Origin of the sequence: Duncaniella muris (assembly GCF_003024805.1) — a bacterium.
In the GTDB taxonomy this organism is placed as follows: domain Bacteria; phylum Bacteroidota; class Bacteroidia; order Bacteroidales; family Muribaculaceae; genus Duncaniella; species Duncaniella muris.
The window spans coordinates 1-25,764 of the sequence record NZ_PUEC01000006.1 but is presented as its reverse complement, the minus strand read 5'-3'; the positions used below and the strand labels follow the sequence as shown (position 1 = coordinate 25,764).

21 protein-coding genes and 1 tRNA gene are annotated in these 25,764 nt (G+C 48.3%); 10 read left to right on the top strand and 12 right to left on the bottom strand.

All coding sequences use genetic code 11. The features are described from left to right. Positions 1-12: 12 nt before the first annotated feature. The 7 genes from C5O23_RS03735 to C5O23_RS03705 all read right to left on the bottom strand — a co-directional run bounded on the left by C5O23_RS03735 (position 13) and on the right by C5O23_RS03705 (position 11,369). Positions 13-957 (bottom strand): ribose-phosphate pyrophosphokinase, encoded by a 945-nt coding sequence (locus C5O23_RS03735; protein WP_107031625.1) that lies wholly within the window; start codon positions 955-957, stop codon positions 13-15. 110 nt (positions 958-1,067) lie between these two features. Continuing rightward, positions 1,068-2,717 carry a putative transporter gene (locus C5O23_RS03730; RefSeq protein WP_107031687.1) on the bottom strand — a complete coding sequence of 550 codons (1,650 nt, stop codon included), beginning with the start codon at positions 2,715-2,717 and terminating at the stop codon, positions 1,068-1,070. Positions 2,718-2,945: 228 nt separating this feature from the next. Further along, complete coding sequence (locus C5O23_RS03725) at positions 2,946-4,361, bottom strand: MATE family efflux transporter (protein WP_107031624.1); 1,416 nt, start codon at positions 4,359-4,361, stop codon at positions 2,946-2,948. Positions 4,362-4,500: 139 nt separating this feature from the next. Continuing rightward, the gene (locus C5O23_RS03720; RefSeq protein WP_107031623.1) at positions 4,501-5,844 is read right to left on the bottom strand and encodes a trigger factor; all 1,344 of its coding nucleotides are present in this window, start codon (positions 5,842-5,844) and stop codon (positions 4,501-4,503) included. A 277-nt stretch (positions 5,845-6,121) separates the two neighbouring features. Then, positions 6,122-7,645: a tetratricopeptide repeat protein gene (locus tag C5O23_RS03715; protein ID WP_133166500.1), complete on the bottom strand. Its 1,524-nt coding sequence runs from the start codon at positions 7,643-7,645 to the stop codon at positions 6,122-6,124. A gap of 26 nt (positions 7,646-7,671) precedes the next feature. After that, complete coding sequence (locus C5O23_RS03710) at positions 7,672-9,372, bottom strand: glutamine--tRNA ligase/YqeY domain fusion protein (RefSeq protein ID WP_107031621.1); 1,701 nt, start codon at positions 9,370-9,372, stop codon at positions 7,672-7,674. A 302-nt stretch (positions 9,373-9,674) separates the two neighbouring features. After that, on the bottom strand, positions 9,675-11,369 hold the full coding sequence (locus tag C5O23_RS03705) for a PKD-like domain-containing protein (RefSeq protein ID WP_161553545.1): 1,695 nt from the start codon (positions 11,367-11,369) through the stop codon (positions 9,675-9,677). Between the two features lie 592 nt (positions 11,370-11,961). Here C5O23_RS03705 and C5O23_RS03700 point away from each other — a divergent pair. The 10 genes from C5O23_RS03700 to C5O23_RS03650 all read left to right on the top strand — a co-directional run bounded on the left by C5O23_RS03700 (position 11,962) and on the right by C5O23_RS03650 (position 19,849). Then, positions 11,962-12,042, top strand: a tRNA-Leu gene (locus C5O23_RS03700). 206 nt (positions 12,043-12,248) lie between these two features. Beyond that, positions 12,249-13,049, top strand: coding sequence for a hypothetical protein (locus tag C5O23_RS03695; RefSeq protein ID WP_107031619.1), 801 nt, complete (start codon positions 12,249-12,251; stop codon positions 13,047-13,049). A 1,311-nt stretch (positions 13,050-14,360) separates the two neighbouring features. Beyond that, positions 14,361-14,672 carry a helix-turn-helix transcriptional regulator gene (locus tag C5O23_RS03685; protein WP_107031617.1) on the top strand — a complete coding sequence of 104 codons (312 nt, stop codon included), beginning with the start codon at positions 14,361-14,363 and terminating at the stop codon, positions 14,670-14,672. Further along, positions 14,642-15,703 carry an AAA family ATPase gene (locus tag C5O23_RS03680; RefSeq protein ID WP_240597653.1) on the top strand — a complete coding sequence of 354 codons (1,062 nt, stop codon included), beginning with the start codon at positions 14,642-14,644 and terminating at the stop codon, positions 15,701-15,703. Before C5O23_RS03685 ends, C5O23_RS03680 begins: the two co-directional genes overlap by 31 nt. A gap of 73 nt (positions 15,704-15,776) precedes the next feature. Continuing rightward, positions 15,777-16,649, top strand: a complete 873-nt coding sequence (locus C5O23_RS03675) for a toprim domain-containing protein (RefSeq protein WP_107031615.1) — start codon at positions 15,777-15,779, stop codon at positions 16,647-16,649. Beyond that, entirely contained in the window at positions 16,646-17,056 is a 411-nt protein-coding gene (locus tag C5O23_RS03670) for a DUF3408 domain-containing protein (RefSeq protein WP_107031614.1), read from the top strand. Before C5O23_RS03675 ends, C5O23_RS03670 begins: the two co-directional genes overlap by 4 nt. Before the next feature lie 191 nt (positions 17,057-17,247). Then, positions 17,248-17,643: a plasmid mobilization protein gene (locus C5O23_RS03665; protein ID WP_133166499.1), complete on the top strand. Its 396-nt coding sequence runs from the start codon at positions 17,248-17,250 to the stop codon at positions 17,641-17,643. Next, on the top strand, positions 17,640-18,842 hold the full coding sequence (locus C5O23_RS03660) for a relaxase/mobilization nuclease domain-containing protein (RefSeq protein WP_107031612.1): 1,203 nt from the start codon (positions 17,640-17,642) through the stop codon (positions 18,840-18,842). Before C5O23_RS03665 ends, C5O23_RS03660 begins: the two co-directional genes overlap by 4 nt. A gap of 154 nt (positions 18,843-18,996) precedes the next feature. Further along, complete coding sequence (locus C5O23_RS03655) at positions 18,997-19,266, top strand: helix-turn-helix domain-containing protein (RefSeq protein WP_107031611.1); 270 nt, start codon at positions 18,997-18,999, stop codon at positions 19,264-19,266. Beyond that, the gene (locus C5O23_RS03650) at positions 19,253-19,849 is read left to right on the top strand and encodes an MjaI family restriction endonuclease (protein ID WP_107031610.1); all 597 of its coding nucleotides are present in this window, start codon (positions 19,253-19,255) and stop codon (positions 19,847-19,849) included. Before C5O23_RS03655 ends, C5O23_RS03650 begins: the two co-directional genes overlap by 14 nt. Here the strand turns inward: C5O23_RS03650 and C5O23_RS03645 are convergent. The 5 genes from C5O23_RS03645 to C5O23_RS03625 all read right to left on the bottom strand — a co-directional run bounded on the left by C5O23_RS03645 (position 19,844) and on the right by C5O23_RS03625 (position 25,236). After that, positions 19,844-21,190, bottom strand: coding sequence for a DNA-methyltransferase (locus tag C5O23_RS03645; RefSeq protein WP_170068191.1), 1,347 nt, complete (start codon positions 21,188-21,190; stop codon positions 19,844-19,846). The genes C5O23_RS03650 and C5O23_RS03645 overlap by 6 nt on opposite strands. 41 nt (positions 21,191-21,231) lie before the next feature. Further along, entirely contained in the window at positions 21,232-22,341 is a 1,110-nt protein-coding gene (locus C5O23_RS03640; protein WP_170068190.1) for a DNA-methyltransferase, read from the bottom strand. Further along, the gene (locus C5O23_RS03635; RefSeq protein ID WP_133166498.1) at positions 22,338-22,706 is read right to left on the bottom strand and encodes a hypothetical protein; all 369 of its coding nucleotides are present in this window, start codon (positions 22,704-22,706) and stop codon (positions 22,338-22,340) included. The genes C5O23_RS03640 and C5O23_RS03635 overlap by 4 nt, the downstream gene beginning before the upstream one ends. A gap of 133 nt (positions 22,707-22,839) precedes the next feature. Further along, positions 22,840-23,676: a DUF4747 family protein gene (locus C5O23_RS03630; protein WP_107031607.1), complete on the bottom strand. Its 837-nt coding sequence runs from the start codon at positions 23,674-23,676 to the stop codon at positions 22,840-22,842. 204 nt (positions 23,677-23,880) lie between these two features. Further along, on the bottom strand, positions 23,881-25,236 hold the full coding sequence (locus C5O23_RS03625; protein ID WP_240597652.1) for a site-specific integrase: 1,356 nt from the start codon (positions 25,234-25,236) through the stop codon (positions 23,881-23,883). Positions 25,237-25,764: the final 528 nt, after the last annotated feature.

Below are 25,764 nucleotides of genomic sequence, written 5' to 3'. Positions count from 1 at the left end.
ACAGACAGGCTCTTACTTTATAAGATACTGTGAGGAGATTGACTCGTGGGTGTGGACGCGACGGATGGTGTCGGCGAAGAGGCGGGCCACAGAAAGTATGGTGGCTTTCTTGCAGCTTTTGTTGAACGGAATGGAGTTGGTGAACATCATTTCGGTCAGGGCGCAGTTGTCAACGCGTTCTGATGCGGGATCAGACATGATGGCGTGAGAGCAGAGTGCGCGCACCGAGCGGGCCCCGTTGCTCATCATCAGGTCTGCTGCCTTAGTGATGGTGCCTGCTGTGTCTACCATGTCGTCGATCAGTATGACGTCTTTGTCTTTGACATCGCCGATGACTGTCATCTGGGCTACTACGTTGGCTTTGGCGCGCTGTTTGTGGCAGAGGACCAAAGGCACGTTGAGATATTTGGCGTAGCTGTTGGCACGTTTGGCTCCGCCTACGTCAGGCGATGCGATAACCAGGTTTTCAAGTTTGAGCGACTGGATGTAGGGGATGAAGACCGACGAAGCGTAGAGGTGGTCTACGGGGATGTCGAAGAAGCCCTGGATCTGGTCGGCGTGGAGGTCCATTGTGATCACGCGGTCGACTCCGGCGGTTGTCAGAAGGTCAGCGACGAGTTTGGCGGCGATTGACACACGCGGTTTGTCTTTGCGGTCCTGGCGGGCCCAGCCGAAGTAAGGCATCACGGCGATGATCGAGGCTGCCGATGCGCGCTTGGCGGCGTCGATCATCAGCAGGAGTTCCATGAGGTTGTCGGTGTTGGGGAATGTGGACTGCACGAGATAGACCTCGCAGCCGCGGATGGATTCCTCGAAAGAAACCTCGAATTCGCCGTCGGCGAAATACTGGATGTTCATCTTGCCGAGTTCGCAGCCTAAATCGCGGCAGATTTCCTCAGCCATGTAGTGAGACTTAGTCCCTGAAAAAACTTTGATTGGTGGAAGGGAATCAATCATGGTTTATGTGATAATGATGAGTTTGGGTGCAAAATTACAAAAATTCCCTCGGCCATAGTGTTAAATGCGAGGGAATTTTTTGTTCTGGTGTTATACTTTGATGCCGTGCATCAAAAGAAGCAAAGGATGAGGGCCTGGGCAGCTACCACGCGGAGGAACATGGTCAGCGGATAGACAGTCGAGTAGGCCACGGCGGGAGCGTCGCTGCCGGTGGAATTGTTGGCATAGGCGAGTGCAGGGGGATCGGTGCAGCCGCCGGAAACAAGACCCATGATGGTGAGGTAGTTGATCTTGTAGACTCCGCGGGCGATGATGCCGACGATGAGCAGTGGCACGAAGGTTATTATGAAGCCCCAGATAACCCACCACATACCGGTGGTGTTGAAGACGGTGTCAGCAAAGCCGCGTCCCGACGAGATGCCGACGGAGGCGAGGAAGAGACAGATGCCGAGTTCGCGCATGAGCAGCGATGCCGACGAGGAGGTGTAGGTGACGAGTTTGAATTTGTAGCCGAAGCGGCTGAGAAGGATGGCTACCACGAGCGGTCCGCCTGCCAGACCGAGTTTCATGCCGAAGCCTACGTTGATTGAGCCGATGATTATGCCGAAGAGTATGCCGACAAAGATGGTGATGAGGTTTGGCTGGTTGAGGCGCTTCATTGAGTTGCCGAGGCGCACACCGAGACGCTCGATGTCATTGAGGTCGCCGACAACTACGAGGCGGTCGCCCATCTGCAGGCGGAGGTTGGGCGATGCGAGCAGGTCGACGCCGGCACGGTTGACGCGGGTGCAGTTGAGGCTGTAGGCGGTGTGGAGGCGCAGGTCGCCGAGGGGCACACCGTTGTATTTGCTCTGGGTGACTACGATGCGGCGTGAGTAGACCTGGCTTTGGACTTCTTCCCAGTCCATTTCGATCTCATGGCCGATTACGCCCTGGAATTTCATTTCATCAGCCGGGCCGATGACAACGAAGATCTTGTTGCCGACGTGGAGTTCTGTCTTGGAGGTGGGGATGATCACTTTTCCGTCGGCTCCCATCAGTCGTGAAACCACGAAGTCGCAGTCGAGGATCTGGTGGAGTTCATAGAGGGTTTTGCCGTCAATGAGCTTGTTGGTCACTTCGAATGACAGTATGAGCGGTTTTTGCTGGCTGCTTTCTATTTCGTCTTCGATGGCTTTGATCTCATCTTCGGTGCGGATTTTGAAGATGGCTTTGACAATGAGCATCGAGAGGATGATGCCGATTACACCCAGGGGGTAGGCGGCGGCATAGCCCATAGCCATGATGTTGATGGCTTCGGTCGAGCCGGCAGTCTGCTGAGCGGCTGCAAGACCAGGGGTGTTGGTCACGGCTCCTGACATGACGCCTACGAGGGCTTCGATGCCTGTGTCGCCGTCGATGTAGAAGATGGTGAGCACGATAGCGACATTGAGCGCTATGATCAGCACTGCGAGTCCGTTGAGCAATACGCCGCCTTTCTTGAATGACGAGAAGAAGCCGGGGCCTACCTGGATGCCGATGGCGAAGATGAAGAGGATGAGGCCGAATTCACGTACGAATTTCAGGACTTCGGGGTTGACGATGTAGCCGAAGTGGCCCATGATGATTCCCACGAACAGTACAAAGGTGACCCCAAGTGAGATTCCTCCGATTTTCAGTTTGCCGAGGAAAATGCCGGCCGCGATGACAAACGAGTAGAGCACAAGGGTGCTCGCAAGTTCCGTGTGTCCCGGACCGATCAGATCAATTAACCATTCCATTTGATTGAGATACGAAATTGTTATAGGAAATTTAGAGAATGTTTCAATCTTTTTCACCTGACCACGCCGCGTCTCGAAGAGGGATCTGAAGCCTATTGGAGACCGCTCCGGATACATCCAGGCAGGAGGTGCGGTTTTGAGAGTGCAAAGGTACGATTTTTTTACTTTTTTTAAACAATGCGGAAGCTATAAATTTCGGGTATCCGTGGAAATATTTCTGACGGTGTTTCAGTCTGTTTCGCTGTTGCCGGCCGCAACGGTCTGTAAAGTCTCAAGTTCCTTTTTTGCGATGGTGGACCGGAAGGAGCGGTAGAGCAGGACCGAGGCTACGATCAGGGCAAGCGAGAAGCTGTAGTAGACGCCGACATTTTTCATCGACAGCCCTTTGGCGAGCAGAAGGAGGAAGGGGATGCCGATGACTATGTAGCTGGTGAGGGAGATCCAGAGCAGGGGCTTGACATTGGATGTGCCGCGGAGTGCGTTGGCATAGGTGAGCTGGATGGCGTCGCCATACTGGTAGAGGATCAGCGGGGCGATGAGGAGCAGGGCGGCGGCGGTTACTTCCGGGTCGGGGGTGAAGATGCGGATCAGGTCGGAGCCTCCGATGAGGAAGATGGCGGAGGCGATGGTGCTAAGGAGCAGATTCAGATGGAGTCCAGCTGAGGTGATGCGGCGGATGCCGTTGGTGTCACGCAGTCCGGTGTAGTTGGCTACGCGTATGGAGGTGGCTATGCCGAAACTCATGTAGGTCATGAATCCGAGCTGTGAGATGGTGTTGACTACCTGGTAGGAAGCAAGCTGTATTTTTCCGAACCAGCCTGAGACGATGGCTCCGAATGACCAAAGGAAGCATTCCACTCCGCTCTGTATCATGACTGGGTAGGATGTCAGCCATACGTGGCGGCGGATGGCGGCGGTTTCGGGCGAGGGGGTGCGGAGTCCGTTTCTGTAGACTCTGTATCGCTTCGATGTCAAGAATGCTGTCAGTATTCCGACGGTGGCCATGCAGCGGGCTGTCAGGGTGCTGATTCCGGCTCCTGCCAGGCCGAGTTCGGGGCACCCGAAGCGTCCGCCGATGAGCAGGTAGTTGCCTATGATGTTGATTATGTTGGCGCCGAGGATCATCCACATCGGTGTGGCGGTGTCTGTGGTGCCGTTTGCAGTCTGCTGGCAGCAGTTGAATATGGCCATAGGGAGTAGTGTGGCCAGTATTATGAGGTAATATTGCCTGATCAGCGGCATTAGTTCTTCCGGCTGTCCGAAGCGGTCGAGGAAGAAATAGAGTGTGCCCATTATGGCTGTGAATCCGATCGAGACGATCGAGTTTATCTGGAGTCCGGCGCGGAGTGTGGCTCCGACCCGGTCATGCTGCCGGCGGCTGTAGAGGGCTCCGATTATGGGTGTCATTCCGGAGGCGAAGCCGAGCTGCATGACTATGGCTATCATGAATAGGCTGTTGACAAAGGCTGCTGCGGCGAGTTCTTCTGTGCCGTAGGCTCCGACCATCATGGTGTCGGCGAAGCTGACTACGATGATTCCGACCTGAGTGACGAGGACGGGCATTCCGAGTCGCCACAGGCTTTTGTATTCGGGCTTATATGCTTTCCAGAAACCGGCTTTTCCGGTCAGGGTGCTTGCTTTCATAGGTGTCGGTGCTTTCGATGGTGATTTTAAAGCAGGCCGCAAGACAGGGTTGAGATCTGCTTGCGGCCTGGTTCTGATGGTGGTTATGCTGTGCGGTCCGCTTTAGTTCGGGGAAGCGGATGCCGGCAATGGATGTCTGTTATGCTTCCTGGGCGATGGTCTTGAATTCGTCGAGGCTGACGGTTTTCTTGTCGAGGGTGACAGCCTTTTCGATTGCATCGTAAAGTTTGGAGGTGAGCACCTGCTGGATGAGCTGCTGGCGGATTTCTGATTTTTCGAGCTGCTCTTTGGCGTAGCGGGTGATGATCTCGTCGTCGATTCCGGCCATGCCGTACTGTGCGAACTGGCGGGCAGTGAGGAATTTGGCTGTCTGGAGCACTTCGTCTTCCTCAACCTTGATCTCAAGGGCCTTGAGGAGGTTGTTTTCGATGATTTCGTGTTTGATGCCGTTTTCCTGAGCTTTGAATGCTTCATCGGCGTTTTCGGCGTCAGCGAAGAAGAGTTTCTTGATGGTTTCGGCGGGGAGTGTCATTGATTCGCCGTATTTTTCCATCATGGCTTTGTCGAACTGGTTGCGGAAGAGGATGTGGCTGTTCTGGCTGAGTTCGCCGGCGATCATTTCCTTGATGGCTGCGCGGTATTCCTCTTCGTTGTGTACTTTGTCTTCGCCGAATACCATCTTGTAGTATTCTTCGCCGAGTTCGGCGGGAACGCTTACGATGATTTCTGAGATGGTCATCTCGAAGTCGCTTGTGATGTCAGATGCGATGGCTTTGTCGACGTGGAGCATTGATGCGAGTTCGCCTGCATCGCCTCCGGCTGCCTTGTTGGGGTTGAATACCACTTTGTCGCCGGGCTTTTTGCCGTTGAATTTGGCTGCTTCTTCCTTGTCTTTGAAGTAGAGGGGGAAGACGATGCCGTCGGTTACCTGGATGGCGCCTTCGTTCTGGTTGACAGTTCCGTCTTCGGCGAGCTGCATGAGGGTGCCTTTTACAACGCCGTCTTCAGTCATTTCCTGGCCGGGTTCCTGCTTGCCGAAGCGTTTGCGGAGGTTTTTGTCCTGCTCATCGATCATTTCTTCGGTAACTTCGATTTCGTAGTAGGGATAGTGGTCGTCGCTGCCGGGCTTGATGTCGAGCTGGGGGATGAGGGCCAGGTCATATTTGAATTCCTGATCGCCGTCCTCGAAAGCTTCTTTCACTTCTACGGGTACGGGATGACCCATTACGGGGAGATTGTTTTCAGTGATGTAGTCGACCACTGCACGGTAAACGGTGTCGTTGATGACGTCGCTGGTCATCTGCTTGCCGAAACGGCGTTTGAGTTCTCCGAAGGGAACGTGGCCTTTGCGGAAGCCGGGGAGCACGTGGGTGCGGCCGATTTCCTTGAGTTTTTTGGTGACCTCGTCCTTATAGTCGTTTTCTTCGATCGCCACGGTAAGACGTACGTCTACGGGTGAAATCTCTTCCTTGGTAATTTTCATTTCCTATTTATCTGTTTTATTAGTGTTTACGTCTGATGATTGTTTTTCGCCGGGGGGCTGCCGTTGCAGATTCGCCCGCGCGCGTTGAATCAGCGTGCAAAATTAACAAAAAAATCCCAAATCGCAAAACTTTGCCGTCCGTCTGCTTTATAGCAGGGCCGGCTTTAGCGATTGTTTTTTAACAGCTTCTAAGCGGTTGTCTTTAAACGACCTCTAATTCTCTCTTTGGGCGAGGCCGGTTGAGGTGTGGCTTTTTCGGGGTGCTCAGTCCGGTGGTTCAGAGCAGCATGGGGTCAAATTCGTCGGCCGGAATCGGTTCCGGGGCTTTCAGGGCGTGAATTATGTTTCTGAGGTGTTCAATGTAGCCGGTGATCATTGCGGCTGTCGAGGCCGGGGTGAGGCGGAAGAGTGTGCCGAGATCCGAATTGGTGTGGCTTTTTTTGAAGGTGCGTATGGTGTTGAGGATTTCTTTGGCTTCGTCAAGTGCTTCCTGTCGGTGTCCGGTGCGCACGAGGCTCATCAGGTAGGGGTAGGTGAGTGCCGGGAGGTAGGGCCATTTCATTTTGATGAATTTGTCGCGGTAGACTCTGATGACGTCGTCGAAGCGGAGGGCGAAGTAGGTTATCTCGATCAGGAATGGGATTTCTTCCTGGAATCCTTTGATTTCGTCATAGATGAGGCAGACGGTGGCGGCGGAGGCGAACTGGCCGTGGACCACGTGGTTGCGGGCCCACTCTACGGTGTCTTTTTCACTCAGGAGGTCGGAGGCTATGAGGCTGCGCACGTAGGGGGAGGCTTTCTCGCGGTCGAGTACGAGGAGCACGTCGATGGCAAGACGCGAGTCGAGGTGCTGTCCGATGTATCTGGTGAGCATTTCCACGGCTTCGGCCTGCCGGTTGGTCTCCATGAGGGCTGCTGCGAGGGTGGAGACGTCGGTGTCTTCGGCTTCGGCTGATGCAACGATGCGCCGGTAGATGGCGGTCACTGTCTCCGGGTCGCGTTCAAGTCTGTAGAGCGATGCGCCTTTGATGCGCAGGCCCATCATTGATTCGGGGTTTATGGCGAGGGCGTATTCGGCTGACGAGAGGGCTCCTTCATAGTCGTCGTTGTTGATCTGGACTGTGGCGAGTCTTAGCCAGAAGTCGAGGTTGAAGGGTTCGAGCATGGTCAGTTCCTCGAAGAGTCTTGCGGCTGCCGGCAGGTCGTTGTTTTCCTCCAGATGGTCGGCGAATTCATAGAGGAAGGTCTGCGGATAGGAGCATTTTGACTGGATGCGGTCTTTGTTCTGCATCAGCCATGATTCGAGACGCAGTTCCATTGCGTAGTCTGTGAATTGTATGATGCCTTCGTCATCGAAGTCGTCGGTATCGTCGAGTATTTTTTCGAGGGCGCTGATCACTTCTTCGTCTCCGAGTTCGAGATTGGCGTTGCTGGCGCGGAGATCAAGGAGCCGATTGAGGACGCCACCTGTGCCGACGCGTCTGTTGAGCTCGGAGGTTGCTTCTACGTCGCCGAACGAGTAGTAGAGCCAGGCGCGGCGCGTGGCAAGCGCTTCGCTCTTGGGGTAGTGGATGGCTCCGTAGAGGAGTACTTCCATTTTGACGATGTAGTTGTCGTAGTCCGAGGCGTAGTCGAAGATCTCGACGAGGTCGTTTTCGTCGAAAAATGCTTCGGTGTTGCCTCGGCGGACTACTTCTGATTCGAATTCTTCGTAGAGGTCCCGGCGGTCGTTGGGTTCGTCCATTCGGTCAGGGGTGGTTATGTCAGGAGCGTGTTTGACCCCGAAAAAGAGGTTAGACACGCTCCCGGATTGTGGTTGTCAATAGATTATTTCTGAGCTTTTTCCCAGCTGTCTTTAAGCGCTATGGTGCGGTTGAAGATGAGATTGCCGGGGGTTGAGTCGGGGTCGAGGGTGAAGTAGCCGATGCGCTGGAACTGGAGGGGCAGGCCGGGGGCGGCGATTTCGGCCAGATAGGGCTCGACTTTGATGCCTTCCACTACTTTGAGCGAGTCGGGGTTGAGCAGTTCGCGGAAGTCGCGTTCGGTTTCGGCTCCGGGGTTCTCGACGCTGAAGAGGCGGTCGTAGAGGCGGGCTGTGGCATCGATGGCGTGGGTGGCCGATACCCAGTGGAGTGTGCCTTTGACTTTGCGCTGGCTTCCGGGGAGGCCGCTGCGGCTTTCGGGGTCGTAGGTGCAGTAGATTTCCTCGATGTTGCCTTCGGCATCTTTCTTCACGCCTGTACATTTAATAATATAGGCGCCTTTCAGACGGACTTCGCCGTCAGGGGCGAGGCGGAAGAATTTTTTCGGCGGGTTTTCCATGAAGTCGTCGCGCTCGATGTAGATTTCGCGGCTGAAGGGCATTTCATGGGTGCCGGCTTCGGGTGATTCGGGGTTGTTGTCCATCTCTACGGTTTCGGTCTGGCCTTCGGGGTAGTTGGTGATGACTACTTTGACGGGGTTGATGACGGCCATGCCGCGGGTGGCTACTTTGTTGAGATCGTCGCGCACGGCGTGTTCGAGCAGCGAGATGCTGTTGAGGGCTTCGTATTTGGTGTAGCCGATGGTGTCGATGAAGTTGCGGATGGAGCGCGGGGTGAAGCCTCGGCGGCGCAGACCGGAGATGGTCGGCATGCGGGGGTCGTCCCAGCCGGCTACGAGGCCTTCGTTGACGAGTTGCAGGAGTTTGCGCTTCGACATGACGGTGTAGGTGAGGTTCAGTCGGTTGAATTCGATCTGACGTGGGCAGTAGCTTTCGTCGGCGAGTTCTTTGACGAAGTATTCGTAGAGCGGACGGTGGACCACGAATTCAAGTGTGCAGATCGAGTGGGTGACGCCTTCGAAGTAGTCGCTCTGTCCGTGGGCGAAGTCATACATCGGATAGACTTTCCAGGTTGTGCCTGTGCGGTGGTGGGGAGTCTTGATGATGCGATACATGATCGGGTCACGGAAGTGCATGTTGGGGTTGGCCATGTCGATCTTGGCGCGGAGCACACGGGCGCCTTCTTCGAATTCGCCCTGGTTCATGCGGATGAAGAGGTCGAGGTTCTCTTCTACCGAGCGGTTGCGGTAGGGGCTCTCGGTGCCGGGCTGGGTGGGGGTGCCTTTCTGGGCTGCGATTTCTTCGGAGGTCTGGTCGTCGACGTAGGCTTTGCCTTCCTTGATGAGGCGTACGGCGAGGTCGAAGAGCTGGGGGAAATAGTCGGAGGCGTAGTATTCGCGGTCGCCCCAGTCGAAGCCGAGCCAATGGATGTCTTCACGGATGGAGTCGACATATTCCACGTCCTCTTTGACGGGGTTGGTGTCGTCAAAGCGCAGGTTGCATGTGCCACCGAATTTTTCGGCGATTCCGAAGTCCATGCATATTGCCTTGGCATGGCCTATGTGGAGGTAGCCGTTTGGTTCGGGCGGGAAACGGGTGTTGAGCCGGCCGCCGTTTTTGCCGGCCTGAAGATCTTCGAGCACAAGCTGCTCTACAAAGCTGAGTCCCTTGGATTCCTGGGCTGTGGACGGGTTATTATTTTCCATTGTTCTGGCTATATTGTGAGTTTCTGTTCGATTTAAAATGCAAAGTTAGTCAGAATTTTTGTAATTGCATAAAAAATCATGTCACATACGCTGATTCGGCTATGGACTGTAGGGGGCGTAGGGCTTGCGGGGAAACTGTGGGGCGCGGGTGGCGATGGCTGGAGGTGAGGGTTTTCATTGCGGGAGTGACGGTTGAGAGGGTTAGGGGAGCGGGGGTGCGGGTGATTTTGGTGATGATGATGCAAAGGTAATGCCGTCAGGGCCGCGTTTTGGTGCGATAATGCGGGCGGAGCGAAATTTTTTTATTCCGCCTGCCTGTTCATTGTGCAGTCGAGGAAGCCGAAGACTTCGGTGGAGACTTCTCCGAGTATGCCGGCTGTGGAGTTGACTCCGCATTGCACTTTGATGAAGTCGATATAGGCAAGACTCACCGGTCGGCGCGAGGCTGACATGGCGTTTTCGATCTTGAAATAGTTGTAGTTCATGCCGGCATCGGGGTTTTCGGAGTCGGTGAGGCGGTCGCTGCCCATGTTATCGGCATAGCCCCAGTCAAAAGGCTCGTTTGACCATTCGGTTGAGAAAATGGTTCTGGCTTTAAGTCTGGTGCCGCTGAGGGTGTAGCTTCCGGTGTTTTGCCATGAGGGCCATGATGGCATGACGGTCAGGGTTCCGGTGAGATTCCCGCTGTCGGCCCAGGCTATCGGTGAACCTGCGGCGGTCGGGCGGTAGTAGGTGACGGAGTAGTTGTAGAGCGTCTCAGGCTTGTCGGTCTCGCTGCCGCGCAGTTCATACCAGGTGTCGTCGGGCAGTCCGTTGCCGTTTTCGTCCTGCATCACCCAGACTATTCCGGGCTCGTTGCTGGTGCGGAATGAGTTGCCGGCTATGGCAAAGTCGTAGTCGCTGCTGATATTTCTGACGCTGTGGTCGAAACCGACGGTGATGTATCCGCCGAATGCTCCGAGCGAGACGGTCTGGTTGTTGGCGAGGCGCCGCTCGGCTTCGCGGCAGGCTTCGGTGGCGGTTGTCGCGCTGATCTGATGGATGAACTGTCCGGGAGCGGGCCGGAATTCATAGACGGTGACGCGGTCGGCGGAGCTTGATGCAGTGGCCGGGCGGTAGCGGTCGGCTTCGGTGGCCTGGAGGCAGTTGACGCTGACAGATGCCGCGCGGCTGGTGTTTGAGTCTGTGACTTTCAAACTTACGGTAGACAGACCCGGTGAAGAAGGCGTGTATTCGAGGACTGTGCCGTTGGCATCGGCTATCAGACGCCCGTCGATGCTCCATTCATAGCTCGTCAGGCCTATGGTGTCGCGGATGATCGGGGCGAGGCTGACGGTGCGTCCGCTGAGAACCTCGATTTCAGAGCGCGGAAAGCTTACCGACAGGTCCTGGCCGCTTGTGACGTTGATTTTCATTTCCGCAGATCCGCTTCCGTCAGAGTTGCTGACCGTCAGGCGGAGAGTGTAGGAGCCCTCCTTGTCGGCATGGAAGGTGAACACCGTGTCGGAGCTGACAGCAGTATCGTCGAGTTGCCACTCATAGGCGGCCGATTCATCGCCCCCGGTGCTGACTGCAGGAGTGATTGTAAGCTCACGGCCCACGGTGGTCTGCATCTCCGAAGGCAGAGTGACGGTTGGAATCACCATAGAAAGCACATCAATGCGTATCTCTTCACGGGCCGAACCGTTGTCGGCATCAACGCAGAAAGTGAAATAGAACACACCCTCTGTCTGTGACGAAAAACTCAGGGTCAAACCGGAAGCCACGGTCGTTCCGCGGTCGTCGACCCACTTGTAGCGCGGATTGACTGCGTTGGTCACAATGGGCGTGACCGTAAGCTGACGGCCGGTTTTGAGCTCGTAGACGCCGGATTCATTGTCAAACGAAACAGAAATCGGGCTACGGTCAGGCGCCATCAGGTCTTTGTCGGTATTGCAGGCGAAGAGGCTGTTGAGGCAGAGAAAAGATAGGAGGAGGTAAAAGATATTTGATTTCATCGTTAATTGACGGGAATGAAAAATGACTGCAGTGCGGTGACTGGTGATAAACTTATGATTATCGGGAAAATGCTGCCAAAAATACAAAAAAACACCGACAAGAGAAACACAAAAAGAATTAAAGGCCTTAAAGGTCGCCATTGCTACCATAAAACAATTGTCAACAATGCTTGGCTCCCAATATATAATTAAGGTGTAAAAACAAAATCGCGCAGCGAGAGAATCGCCATAGATAGAGTATTGGAGTAGTGAAAAAATCAGAGCAAGGAAGAGATAAAAATAGAGAACGAAACATGAAGATCAGTCTTGAAAAGAGGTTGAATCGAGTCAGTCAGGACTGTTGGGTGTGTGAAATAGGTTGATTGTTAGTGATTAATCACCTTGCATTGTTCCGGGAAAAGCAGTCGGCAGGAATAATGGCGGATGAATATAGTAAAAGATGTCTGTATAAGTTGTTGCATAACAAGAGAATAGATACTGTTAATAAGCGGTAAAAAACAAAGTAACAAGAAAAAAGTAAGAAAAAAACATATTGAAAAGCCGAAAAAATTTGGAGGAATGAAAAAAGATGCTTACCTTTGTCCTCCGAAAAGCCCAGGTGGCGGAATGGTAGACGCGCTCGTTTCAGGTGCGAGTGCTGCGAGGCGTGCAGGTTCGAGTCCTGTTCTGGGCACCCCAAGAAATCGCAAGTGATTATTTCTCAATCACTTGCGATTTTCAGTTTCACTCCGTGTCAACGCGGTGTCAACCGACCTCCGCGCAACCCCCGATTTAAACCGAAATCAACCGTCATGACGCATATTAAATAAACCGAAATTAAATTCTTTAACTTTTATTAGTACACTCCATTTTCACTCCATTTCAGGATTCCTTCAAGATATGCCTAAAGTATCATCAATCAACCCGACAGAAGAGCAGTCAAGATTTTATGAGCAAATATTTGATGACTTGGTATTCGATAGAGCTATCAAAATTATAGAGACACTGCTGAAAGAAGAGAAATCTTATCTCCCATTAAGAAGCTCTTTACAAAAGGGATTTGGTTATGATAATGTTGTAGATATAGAACACTATCATAATAACAAGTATTTCGATCCCAACTATAAGACAGTTGATAAGGGTTCATGTGATTTTCTTATGATAGGCATTTGGGTCGACTTCAAAAAGAGAATAGCCGGCTTGGATGATGTATCCGTGGCTTCTAAAATATCAATTGTGTGGAATGATGTTAAAAGTTGTGGCTGGATTAAGGATGTGACAATATATTTTTCCAAATCTAGTACATACTATATGAAACCTCTATGCACTACAGATTTAAGCGGCAGAGAGATTATAAATTGGAAGTGGAGGGGAAAACTGCCTGTTACTGATACCTTACATAAAGAAAATAAATATACTGATGATAGCTCTCATATTACAAGTATCGATGATCTCGAACAGTTTATTTCTTTCTTGATTCACAAAGAAAAGATTCCCTGTAAGATACACGCATTTGAAGATTTCGGGAACCTGATTCATCCAAAGACAGGAATGCCATTATATAATGAATATAAAGCAACCCAATACACGCGATTGCTCAATGAAGGTTATTCCACGTATGTTAAACTACATCGAAAAACAAGCTACGATTCATTTCTAATGGCTTTGCAACGTAAGGTTAGGAATGGAAAACAACAATAACTAACTCCGATTATCTGGCATAATGTGTCTGTGATATATGCCCCGGCTGCTGCGTCGATGTGACGTGGCGGTCGGGGCTTTTGTTGTTCAAGTTTGTATTAAAGTTGTTTCACGTTGATTACTCGGCGAAATTGCGTGAGCAATGCAAGCGGAACAGGTGTTGGACTGATGGATGGTTGCTGAGACGGAGGTCTTGCTAAAGCCGATTGTTCCGACTGAGAGTCCGAATTCAGGATGAATCAATCAACACCCGATTACACCCGATGGTTCAGACATGAAAAATTTGTTGGGACATGTTGAGGAAAGATTGGGGCACGTTGGGGAAGTGTCTGATTTGTTGCAAACTATCAACATATTGCCGATGTTGCAATATCAGACGCAGGTCAATCAGATGCGTGACTCCTGATACTGACTGCCACTGAATACTGTTTTGGTGCAGTCTGATGATGGTGGTGTTGTCAAAGACGCTATCGCTGGAATTCTGAGGTGGGATGCTGATAACGGAGTGGTACCCGTTATCATGGTCAAAAAGGGTGTCTCAACGAAAAAAAATTATCGGACATTTGAATTTTAACATTTGACCGTTTGGAGATTCTATCGTATCTGATAATCTGGTTTAATCTGGTCTAATCTTGTCGCAAGGTCTGACTCAACATCAGACAAAAGCCGGACAACGGCAGACAACCGTCTATATATCAATTATTTGTGTGAACAAAATGCAAATTTGATAGTTATAATGATAGACTGGCAGACAATCCGCTGATGAGATTATTCTCATTGAAAATCGCCCGAAATAAAAATGTTGGGCAATGTTGATCAAAATCTCGGAAATATCGGGAAACCGGTATCGAGAGGCGAAACAATCTCACTTGGCGGTATGTTTGTCGAGTAAAAGCGGGGAGAACCGGATTCGTAATCCGACACCTCTGCGACCAACCAATGGTCAGAATGTTGACGGTATCCGGAGACCGAAGGCAGATGACCGACTATTCATGACCCGCGCAGGGTTAAGCGCCAGCCTTCTTCCTTTGGCAAAGAAGAAGCCGTAAATTTTGTTCCCAGTAATGCTTGAGGCTTTGGGAGAGCCAGAGAGCCCACGGAATGTACATCGTTTTAATGGCCACTTCCCACTTCCGTATTTGATATTGTCATGTCATTTGCCTTGACCCAAGTGAGTCGAGAACGCTATCGCCATGCCTGTTTTCAAATCGGAAAGACCACTAATCCACGTCAATCGTGACGAAAGGTATGGGATGACCTAAATCCGCCATCGCTCCATGCCTTCCATCATCCGGCGGAACAAAAACTTGTATGAATAACATTATTGAACTCGTCAAGAGTGGGGTTACCGGTCTTACCCTCAACATAAAAATCGAAGACCTTGTGGAGTTTGCCGACCATTTTATCAGCGAGGCGAAGGAGGCACTGTTCTCGCCGATGGTGAAACAGTCGCAGGAAAAACTTCTGCCCAAAGCAGAGGTGCTGGAGAAATTCAACATCTGTCCCACCACGCTCTGGAACTGGGAGAGGAAGAAATACATCGAGCCTGTAAAAATCGGCCGCAAGGTCTATTACCGTCAGGCAGATGTGGAATGTCTCATCATTCAGCGCGGCAAACGATGATGGATGCCAAGGATTTGGATGCTCTGTGGCAGGCCTCGCAAATCAGAGTGACGGACGAGATTGCCGTGGCACCGGAGGTTCTCTTTTGCAACGGCTCCGTAATCGGCACACTCGGGAACTTCTCGGCATCGACCGGGAAAGCAAAGAGCAAGAAGACTTTCAATGTAAGTGCTATCGTTGCGGCTGCGCTGATGAACGGCGAGGTGTTGCGGTATGTAGCCGAATTTCCCGACAACAAGCGGACTGTCCTCTACTTCGACACCGAACAGAGTCCCTATCATTGTCAGAAGGTGATTCGCCGGGCATTGCAACTCGCCGGTCTGCCGCTCGACCGTCATCCCGACAATCTTATCTTTGCCCAGCTCAGGGCACAAGTGCCCGATATAAGGCTGGAGATTATCGACCGGGCGATTGCCACAACACCCAATGTCGGTCTGGTAATCATAGATGGTGTACGCGACCTGATGTTCGACATCAACAATGCTACCGAATCATCAAGGCTCATCAACAAGCTGATGGAGTGGACGGACAAGTATCAGATACACATCCACACTGTCCTGCATCTCAACAAGAGCGATGACAATGTGCGCGGTCATGTCGGCACGGAGCTAAACAACAAAGCCGAGACCGTATTGCAGGTTTCCAAAAGCACGACAGATGATGAAGTGACCGAGGTGTCGGCATCATGTATCCGGTCAATGGACTTCGCGCCATTCGCTTTTAGGATCAATGACTACGGTCTGCCGGAGATTGTAGAGAACCACACCTTCGGTAAATCCGCCAAACAGCAGGTGTTCTCTTACAACGAGCTGTCACCCGACCGGCACCGCGAAGCTCTTGAACTCGCCTTCGCCGACGGAGCCATCAAAGGCTGTCAGAACTGCGAGGATAAAATCAAGGCGGCATACGCATCTTGCGGCTATCCGTATGGCGACGGCAAGGTCACCAAACTGAAGACCTTCCTGATGAACAAGCGGATGATTGTCAAGGAGAAGGGAGCCTATCAGTTTAACCGCGACTTCTACTACTAATCGAGTTTAGTTCGGTACGGTGTGTATATATGTGAGCCGAACTCGAACTGCCACCCTTAAACATTTTACCACCATGTTCAAAGAGATAGAATCTATTCCTTTAGCCACCTTCATGTCCCGACTCGGACATGAGCCGGTAAGACGGTGTGGAGACAAACTTTGGTATAAGTCGCCGCTGAGACAGGAGCATACGCCATCGTTCAAGGTGGAGGCCACGCTCAACTGCTGGTATGACTTCGGTATCGGTAAAGGAGGCAACATCATCGACCTTGCAGCCGAGATGTATCAGTCAACCGATATGCGTCATCTACTGCGATGCATTGCCGACAGTTGCCCTGTGCCATCGGTGCAGACAGTCGCTGCCACATCCGTTACGCGACACACTGCTCCGAGTTTTGAGGACATCCGAACAGTGCCGTTGGAGAGCCACGCACTTGTCGCATACCTCCAAGAGCGCGGCATTCCACCGGAGATTTCAAAGGCACACTGTCAACAGATTCATTACAGTTGCCGAGGCAAACGATACTATGCCGTTGCCTTTGCCAACGGATCAGGCGGCCATGAGATACGCAACCGATATTTCAAAGGTTGCATATCGCCGAAAGACATCTCGATATGGCGCATACGCGATGGTCCGTCAACGGAGTGCGCAGTGTTTGAAGGGTTCATTGATTATCTGTCGGCACTGACACTCGGAATCATCGAAGCGGACGCAATCATTCTTAACTCGGTCAGCAATGTCAACAAGGCAATCCCCTATCTGCGGGATTACAACGCTATCCATTGCTATCTTGACAACGATGTTGCAGGTAAAACGGCATTGGGTCAGTTGACAGAGCGATTCGAAATAAAGGTGATTGACCGCTCCACACTCTACTCAGGTTGCAATGACCTGAATGAGTATCTGACAACAAGTTTTACAAACAATCAAAATTTACAATTATGAGTAATAAAAAGAATTTTACAGAAACTCAGTCGTCCGAAATGACTGACAACATCTTCAACAATAGTGTTGAAGCCAACAGCGACACCACTGTCAACAATGCGGATAACGCAACCGCCGAGAACAACACAACAGTTGCGCTACTGTCAGCAGACGAGCCGAAACTACAGCGCATCGGCATAAAACAGCGCAAGATGGAGTACGAGGAATACAAGTCAGCCTACCTCGCCCCGAAGATACTTGACCAGCGAAAGCAGACAAGCATCAGCAAGGAACTATACAACCGCATCGCGTTGATGGTTCGTCGACTCGGAGGCATCGACACCACCATCTCCGGCTTTATCGACTCGGTGCTTCTCCGCCACATGGACGACTACGCCGCCGACCACGAAATCTGGCGCAAACTCTGATTGTTTGATTGCAACTGTCTAAAAATGATTAATCACGACCACTAAAAGCGGGCTTAGTTTCGCGCAGCTCGAAACTATCGTCAGTGTTCAGTTGGGGTTGGAGCGAGTTTATGTTTTCGTATTACAAGTAATCCGAAAACGACTCGCCCAACCGCTCCCGATGGTCACAGACTTCTAAACACACTGCTATTATGAGAAGATACAATTCCCGACCTTCCAAAGGTCGACCCAAACTACCCGCCGAGGAACGAAAGTCAATCGTTGTTCCGGTGAAATACGGCCTCGACAAATATGAGATAATGATGAACAAGGCAATTGTTGCTGGATTGAACCGTTCGGAATATATCCGTCAGGCATCAATCCATTGTACGGTGACGGAGCGTCTAAAACCCAAAGACGTAAAGGCGATAAGAGATCTTCAGGGCATAGCCGAGAATCTCAATCGCATCGCCAAATTTTGTTCATCCATTCTAAACAGAGGTTCAACAAATGAGAACCTTGTCCAACTTTTCCGGGACATATACGAATGCCGGGACTTTATTTTGTCGCTTATCAAAACCTATCGTAATACTCCCGACAGCATATGATGGGCAAGATAAGCAACGGCGGAAGTGCCGGAGGTTGCATTGATTATGTCACCCGAAAGAAGAAGGACAAACCGGATGGTTCGCCCTGTGATGAATGGAAAATCATCGACTCTAAGGATGTATTTCTGTCAGGTGGGCGAGCGGAAATCACCGCCTCTTTACAGGATAACATATCTATGAATCCGAATGTCAAAGACCCGGTCGGACACATTTCTCTCAACTTTCACGCCTTGGATAAGGGCAAGGTGACAGAGGAAATGATGGTTGAAATCGCTGGAAAATATATGGAGAGAATGGACATAAAAGACACTCCTTATATATTGGTCAGGCATTTCGACAAGGATTATCCGCACTGCCACTTGGTGTATAGCCGAATCAATAATTTCGGGGAGACTATCTCCGACAGTAATGACTATAGTCGCAATAAAGACGCTTGTCGTTCCTTGACTGAGGAGTATGGACTGCATATTTCCGAAGGTAAGCAGCATACTAATGTGGATAATCTTCGTGGTGTCGAGAAAATCAGATACGAGATTTTCAATGCAGTAAATGACGCATGGGAAGATCGTAGCATCTGCGATTTTGACAAATTCAAGACTAAACTCAAAGCGTCAGGTGTCGGTATAGAGTACAAATACAGGCGTGGCACCAATGAGGTGCAAGGCCTGTGGTACACCCGAAAAGGGAAACGGTTTTCTGCATCGAAGATTGACCGGCGTTTCAGTTACAGTAATATTCGAAAGCATCTTTCAGAGAATCGCCCATTGCATCCCGACTCAAAATGGATGTATGCTGACGGCTCTATTGTCCCGATAACCAATTTCCGAGGAGTGAAATTTTCGGGACAGCAGATTAATGACTACGTTGCCGGTAAAGCAATCCGTGTCGATGGATGTAAGGGAGAATACTCTACCGTCTATTTGAAATTCGTACCGGAAGTCAAAGTCCCCAAAGTATTTTCATCAAATCCAGACGAGCCTAAGCAGACTTCAACTTCTTCCTTTGCCCCATCTCTTAACCATACTCAGCAACCGTCCGCTCCCGAAGATGGATGCTGTTCAGTATCCGGAAGCGATACCGAAACATTCCCCGAGTTCAAAGCAAGACATCCAGAGCTTACTCCTAAGCAAGCCCTCGATGCATGGCGAGCCAAACGCCGAGGCAAGCATCTCAACGGAGGCTTCCACATGGGACATTAATCCCAATTCAATGCCATCGGCAGCTCACGCAGTTGCCGATGGCATTTTACTTCTACATTTATCTGACTATTCGTGTCATTTTATAGGTTGCAGAAAATATTCTAATTTGGTATATTCTATAATGGAATATTAATTTTGACTCCAAATTTTAGGAATGAAATCCATTCATAATAAGGCATATCAAAGCTTGTTGCAACTCCTTAGGTTGAAAAGAATCAACAAAGGCATAACACAAGAACAGCTTGCATCTCGCTTAGGTGTAGGTCAAGGCATTGTAAGCAAAATTGAAACTCATGAACGCAGATTGGATGTAATTGAACTTCGTGAAATATGTCTCGCTCTTGGAATTTCTTTCCCGGAATTCGTAACCGAATTTGATGAATATCTAAAAGAGGAAGAACAGAAAGAGCATGAAGAAATTTAAAATTTCCAATGGCGAGATAGAACAACTCTCAAACGCCAGCAAGTATCCTTTCCCCAAGTACGCTACTCAGATTATTAATCTGCTAAATAGCAATGCACAAGGGACGAGACCAGCAGTAGTGGGTCAGATGTCTGAACTAATTCAGGAATTTGACGGCAAAACATTAGAAGAATGGATTGCATGGTATTCGGAGCGACAACCTGATGCCGTGACTAAAGCTACAGACAAGATTTTTGCCATGTATCAGCTCATGAGCGAAGCCTTCGCGCAAATCGATCGACCCATGATTGAGGCTTGGGTTAAGGATTTGGTTTATAACAAGACTTACTGTGGCCTTAAATTCCAGAGCGCGATATTAGCATTCCTTGGAGATAAATATAATAAAACTTGGCGCCTTGCAAATGTTGAAGAAGAAGCTCAGGGAATAGACGGATTTATTGGTGAAATTCCAGTTCAGATCAAATCATCCACCTATAAGTTGGAAGCAAGACTTGCAGAAAACATCGAGACGCCAATTATCTACTACGATAAGAAAAAGGATGGCATAACAATTGAGTTTGACTCGGCAATATTTGAGTCATAATTCAATTTCGTCAACTGATATAATCTTAGCGACATAAGTTCCTTTCCCTTTCATTAGGGAGGGGACTTTTTTGAATTTTATAGGATTTAAACTTTTGAATCTCAATACAGCATAATAAGGTGAGGATTTTGGCGAAAATCCATATTCTTCAAGAGTTTCCTTTGTCCAAATCTGGAATGAGCCGGTTTTAGCCAGTTTGAAAAGCAGAGGATCCGTTCCACCGTAATGTAACAATACATATTTAAGACGCGAAAAACCCGGGGTAACGGTTAATGATCCTCTGACATCTCCGATTCTCACATAGGTTATTCCTGTCTCAATCATTTGGAGAATAGCTCGTTTATCTACATGATTCACTAAGACCGTCGGGGATCCATTATTCCTTCCATCTAAAATTGACAGGTCTGTTAAAGAGTCCGAATTTAAATCATGATAGTTATCCGGTCCAACGGACATGATACTGCCATAACAGTTTTTATAAGCCATCTCATCTCGCTTGAGGCCACATACATCTACATACCGGTATGGTAGATGTCTCACAAGGTCTTCTTCTGTTACTAAATCCTTCTGAACAATATGCCGGAAGTGAACTTGACTCTTTGAAAACTGACTAAGAACCTTATCCTCATAGAACTTAAGAAAGTCGTGATTAATCTCATAGCCTACTACATTTCTACCATTACGAATCGCAGCTAAAGCAGTGGTTCCACTACCCATAAAGGGGTCAAGAACCATATCCCCATAAAATGAGAACATTCTGATTAGTCTATGAGGTAACTCCTCCGGAAATACAGCAATATGTTTATTCTGTCGATCTCCGAAGAAGTTCCAATGAGAAGAAAAGAATGTATTCCATTCCTCATCGCTGAGCTTTGAAGAATCTTTTATATCAGTAGGTGGCGTTTTATAGTTTCCGGGCTTTTTGAATAGTAGAATATACTCATAATCGACTTTTACTATTCCTCCGCGAGGATATGGATAGCTTCCCATAACTTTTCCGCCTCCAGACGTATGCATTGTTGTCGGCTTTTGCCAAATAATAGATCCCATGTAATCAAAACCTATAGTTTCACAGAATCGAATTATTTCTGAATGTATAGGCACTACTTTATAGCGTCCATAGTATGCAGCCCTTGCGAATTGGTCTCCTATGTTGATGCATAACCGACATCCGGATCGAAGCACACGAAAGCATTCCATCCACACCAAATTCAAACTGTCAATGTATTCTTCATAGCTCTGATTAAAACCAATCTGATTGGGATTGCCATAATCCTTTAACTGCCAATACGGAGGGGATGTAACAATAAGATCAACAGATTCGTTATCTGTATAACTCATCTGCCGACAATCACCAGTTATCAAGACGTGATTCAGATGGCTCATTCTTCAGAAAATAAGACGCATGACTCCCTAATAGGAATTTTTATTAGCGATCTGTCTGAATAGTAAAATGTTTCATAGCTAAGTTGATTATCAGCTGTAGGAACCTTGGAAATATTCTTTATGAAGTGGAATATCAATTCAGACTCTTGACCTGTCATGACTTTGCATCCCAACCTATCATTATAGTGTTTGACCTCCTTCTTAGCTAATTCACGCTCTTCTATGAAATTTACATGTCTATGAAATCGGTCGCTTATAGACCGATTCGCTTCATCTATATCAAAGTTTTTAATGTTATTCTCTATAATGTCACACAGCAAGGAGTCAATTTCATATCCCACACTATTGCGCTCGCAGAGAATCGCAGCTAAAGTAGTTGTTCCCAATCCAACAAATGGATCAAGGACAACATCTCCTCTCTGAGAAAACATATTAATCAGACGGAATGGAAGTTCCAAAGGGAATGATGCATTTCTTTCTCGTGTAGGAGACTTGTCTATCTTCTGTTTGACTCCCTTTAAATCCCAAATATCTGAAAACCATATATTCCGCTCCTCCCAAAAGAAAGAACTTTCTCTACGCTCCTTCTTTTCCGTTGCGGTTTTGAAAGCGCGCTTAGAACCCTTTCTGAAAATCAATATCCACTCATGCTCTAAGGTAACATATGCACCGCATGGCAACATTCCGCTACCCATGAATTTATTGGGCGCATTAGTAGCCTTTCTCCACAGGATATTCGGCAGATTGTTAAAGCCTAATTTCTCACAAGCGGATATAATCCGTGTGTTATTATTATATAGAGAGAATTCGCCATTAACAGTTCGAGTTGCATCGCCAATATTAATGCACATAAATGCACCCTCTTTCATTACTCTCCAGCACTCGGCCCAAACCTTGTCGAGTTCAGAGTGCATCAACTCGAACGCCAATTTAGGACTATTTGCGCCAATAGCTTTTGTAATCTCAGGATTCTGCTGCCCCAAAACCTCATCCCACATTTCTATCATTGGATAAGGAGGGGACGTAACAACCAAGTCTACGGAATTATCCGCCAACTCTGTCATTTGCTGCGAAGCATGAAAATATATGATGTTGATAAGGCTCATTTAATTCTCGTTACTTGTCCTACATTAAAAAGGTCTATAGTAATCCCAAATAAAGAAAAAATTGGGTATGAAACTAAAAGTACATATATGGCATACGCAATTTGATTAATGATATTGGCATAATCCGAACTAAATTCCATTTTTGCAATAAATGTGCCGATAAAGACTCCTACTAAACTCAAAATTGAGATTGTGAGATTTGCAGCAAAACCGGAATTCAACTTCTTATGCAAATCGATTCCTGATTCAGATGTGCAAAAGTCCTTTAAAGTAGATCCAAACATAGATAACAGTAATACATAAGCCGTGAGGATTAATGTTATCAATATAGGGACAACAATAATTCCAAAATTCAGAATTTCCATAAGGCATCTGTATGGAGACATATTACTCATCAACATTATCGGAGTAAGTACACATGTCACTGCCAAAGGCAAGATTAGGTCTTTCCCTAACTCTGTGACCGAATAATCTTTGAAGATACCTTTTAAGCCAAATTTAATCATCGGTTGGGAATATTTCTCTAATGGCATTGTATACTGCTCCCCAGGCCTCGCTTGCTTTGCTCTGGATCACAGATACAATTCGTGGATAAGTGGAACTTGAAACTTTTTCATATATTCCTCCTTCTTCCGATTGGATTGTTGCCTCTATCGTTCCATCTTGTTCCGCTATGTCTGTTATAGCTGAAACTAAACCATCAGACTGATTACCTAATGGTGTTGTCTTGGAACCAATTAGCTCTACTAAAGCTTTGTCTGGATTTGCCGCGCGCAACTTCTCATCTAACACTCGCGCAAATCCATCACTATGTCCCGGATTTGAAAAACTTATATCCGCTCGTATTCTAACTACTGCAAAAGCATCCTTAATTTTTCTTATAAGATCCTGGGATACAACTATATTAACATCAAATGATTCTGATTCTACTTGATTTAGAGCTTCTTCTAAGTATTTCTTAACATAATTAAGTGTGATTTTACTGTTCTTTCTTGTCGCCAACTTATGACATGCTGGGATAAAAAACAGTTCAGTTTCTTTCTTGTTGGCTACAACATCTGAGTCCCACTGTAATTCAAGATTTTCCTTACTTCTTCTATTGTAAAATTTGGTAGGATCAATTATCGTATAGGAGATAATCTTGATAATCATCCAACTTGGGATTCCATTTGTATTTTCAATACTTTCTTCAATGCTCCATATGCTGACACATTTATCCTTTGCTACTGTTACCAAAGGATCTTGTGCTTTTAAATTTCTCAGACACTCCACATAATGAGACGGTGTCTGATTGGTTCGAGCTTTTATATTGAGTATATACCAACTGGTTTTCATGATTGTTTATTTTTTTACAAAGTTAGTGATTTTAATTGGATTAAACAACCAGCAAATCACTGAAACAGTGAAATCAATAAGGCTTTGTATAATATTTTCTACAACTACCGGTTAAACCAGTGACATTATTGATATGAGTTCAGTTCGGGCACTATATATGCCCGCTGAACTGAACCTATGTATAGGGGCTGGGGAAAAGAGAAATCAGTCAAGAAGGTTGACAAGTTCCTTCTTCATATCTTCGTCGATGTCTCGGTAGCGGGCGAAGGCTTTGCTGCCTTCTTTGTGGCCGCTGAGTGAGCCGACGAGATTAGGGTCTTTGACTTTCTTGTAGAGGTTGCCGATGAAGGTGCGTCGCGCCAAATGGCTGCTGGCTATTTCATTCAGCGGCCGCTTTTCTTCTGCTCCGGTGGTCGGATTGAGCACAGTCACCATACGGGTCACGCCGCAGATAGTGAAAATTTTCTTGATAGCTACATTGTATTTCTGTGAGCTGATAAAAGGGAACAGTTTGCCGTTGAGGTCATCGCGTCCGACATATTTTGCGACGAGGGCTTGGGCTCTTGCGTTGAGTGGCACTCTTACAACCTGCGGACGCTCGCCCTTTGTCTTTTGCGGCATATACTCTATGGCTCCGTTGATGATACTCGCCAGTGTCATTGCCATAAGGTCTGATACTCGGCATCCGATGAGGCACTGAAAGATGAAAACATCGCGTTGTGCCTCTAATGACGGATTCGCAGAAAGGTCGTAGTCTGCAATCCTGTCGCGTTCTTCAAGAGTAATGTAATAGGGGGTGCCATACACTTCGGTTGTCTTGCCGTTGTATTTTGCAAACGGGTCATTGGTTGTCAACTCTTGGTCACGGCACCAGCGATAGAATGCCCGCATCAGTCCAAAAAGCCCGATGATAGTGTTATCGCCCTTGGGTTGGGGCTTAGGCTTCTTTCTCGTTGTATGTGTGTCTGCCGGAACCGCCTTATATATTTCCGGATATTTCTCGTGGATTTCATGCTCTGAGCGCAGGAACTTCTCGAAACTGTTGACATCATCGACTGTAAAATCATCAAGTTTGATTTTATAGCGGCCGCGACCGTTTGCGCGGACATACAGCTCATATCGCATTAATGCGCGTTTCAGGACTCGCAGATGCTTGATGCGCCATTCCGAAATATTTTTCTTTTCGATGTAATCCTCAAATATGTCGAAGAAATTTGGATTACGCGGTTGCCGTTTCTGCTTTTCCGGTTTTGGATGCAGAAACAAATCATACTGAGCAACAACGAAATCCTTTGTCAGCGTGTCTGACGGTGTTTTTTCGCAGAGATTGATAAGGAACCGTTCAATGTCGATAAGCCTGTCCTCTATCGCGCGAATCTCGGCACGTGCCGTCGGGTCTTTGGGTAAAGAGAATATCCCCTTGTCAAAACGCGAGGGATCCATCCAAAGCCCAGTCTTCAGGCGGACTACAAGATTACGCGATACAGAAAGACGCAGCAGAAGCTCCGCCTTCCCCATAGGGTTGGTACCCTTCGTGATATTACGAGTAAGTGTTGCCATAGGAGAGTGATTATTATTTCCAACACAAAATTAGCCAATACGATTGACATATACAATGGCTTTCGTGTCAACGCCGTGTCAACCAAGATTGGATTTAACTAAATCAAGACAGATTTTCCGAATTATTCAAAATCATCCAAATTGCGCCAATATAGTTAAATACAGCATTATACGATAATATCAAGAATTTAATCAAATTCTATGTTAGTTCATTACAATCTAATATTCGTGTTCCTGTTCTGGGCACCATAAAATCCCGTAACTCATTGAAAATCAAGAGTTGCGGGATTTCTCTTTTGATTTTTGTCCCCCGATTGTCCCCCAAATTATTTCTTAGCTGATTTTTGTCCCCAATTTTTTCATCGCAAGCCATTGATTTTCGATAAGGGCAAAGTTGTAGTCACGGCTCTTTCATTTAAGATTTCGTCTCATTCTCGACAAATGTGTTATTTTATAGCGAGAGCAGTACGGGCGGAGAGGCTTTAACCTCTGATTTTCAAGAAAATAAGTGCAATGAAAATTTGGCCA

What these genes read in the sequence shown, in the direction of transcription:
- C5O23_RS03735 (WP_107031625.1), bottom strand. Translation starts at nt 957, where the DNA reads ATGATTGATTCCCTTCCACCAATCAAAGTTTTTTCAGGGACTAAGTCT.
- C5O23_RS03730 (WP_107031687.1), bottom strand. Translation starts at nt 2,717, where the DNA reads ATGGAATGGTTAATTGATCTGATCGGTCCGGGACACACGGAACTTGCG.
- C5O23_RS03725 (WP_107031624.1), bottom strand. Translation starts at nt 4,361, where the DNA reads ATGAAAGCAAGCACCCTGACCGGAAAAGCCGGTTTCTGGAAAGCATAT.
- C5O23_RS03720 (WP_107031623.1), bottom strand. Translation starts at nt 5,844, where the DNA reads ATGAAAATTACCAAGGAAGAGATTTCACCCGTAGACGTACGTCTTACC.
- C5O23_RS03710 (WP_107031621.1), bottom strand. Translation starts at nt 9,372, where the DNA reads ATGGAAAATAATAACCCGTCCACAGCCCAGGAATCCAAGGGACTCAGC.
- C5O23_RS03705 (WP_161553545.1), bottom strand. Translation starts at nt 11,369, where the DNA reads ATGAAATCAAATATCTTTTACCTCCTCCTATCTTTTCTCTGCCTCAAC.
- C5O23_RS03695 (WP_107031619.1), top strand. Translation starts at nt 12,249, where the DNA reads ATGCCTAAAGTATCATCAATCAACCCGACAGAAGAGCAGTCAAGATTT.
- C5O23_RS03685 (WP_107031617.1), top strand. Translation starts at nt 14,361, where the DNA reads ATGAATAACATTATTGAACTCGTCAAGAGTGGGGTTACCGGTCTTACC.
- C5O23_RS03680 (WP_240597653.1), top strand. Translation starts at nt 14,642, where the DNA reads ATGTCTCATCATTCAGCGCGGCAAACGATGATGGATGCCAAGGATTTG.
- C5O23_RS03675 (WP_107031615.1), top strand. Translation starts at nt 15,777, where the DNA reads ATGTTCAAAGAGATAGAATCTATTCCTTTAGCCACCTTCATGTCCCGA.
- C5O23_RS03670 (WP_107031614.1), top strand. Translation starts at nt 16,646, where the DNA reads ATGAGTAATAAAAAGAATTTTACAGAAACTCAGTCGTCCGAAATGACT.
- C5O23_RS03665 (WP_133166499.1), top strand. Translation starts at nt 17,248, where the DNA reads ATGAGAAGATACAATTCCCGACCTTCCAAAGGTCGACCCAAACTACCC.
- C5O23_RS03660 (WP_107031612.1), top strand. Translation starts at nt 17,640, where the DNA reads ATGATGGGCAAGATAAGCAACGGCGGAAGTGCCGGAGGTTGCATTGAT.
- C5O23_RS03655 (WP_107031611.1), top strand. Translation starts at nt 18,997, where the DNA reads ATGAAATCCATTCATAATAAGGCATATCAAAGCTTGTTGCAACTCCTT.
- C5O23_RS03650 (WP_107031610.1), top strand. Translation starts at nt 19,253, where the DNA reads ATGAAGAAATTTAAAATTTCCAATGGCGAGATAGAACAACTCTCAAAC.
- C5O23_RS03645 (WP_170068191.1), bottom strand. Translation starts at nt 21,190, where the DNA reads ATGAGTTATACAGATAACGAATCTGTTGATCTTATTGTTACATCCCCT.
- C5O23_RS03640 (WP_170068190.1), bottom strand. Translation starts at nt 22,341, where the DNA reads ATGAGCCTTATCAACATCATATATTTTCATGCTTCGCAGCAAATGACA.
- C5O23_RS03635 (WP_133166498.1), bottom strand. Translation starts at nt 22,706, where the DNA reads ATGGAAATTCTGAATTTTGGAATTATTGTTGTCCCTATATTGATAACA.
- C5O23_RS03630 (WP_107031607.1), bottom strand. Translation starts at nt 23,676, where the DNA reads ATGAAAACCAGTTGGTATATACTCAATATAAAAGCTCGAACCAATCAG.
- C5O23_RS03625 (WP_240597652.1), bottom strand. Translation starts at nt 25,236, where the DNA reads ATGGCAACACTTACTCGTAATATCACGAAGGGTACCAACCCTATGGGG.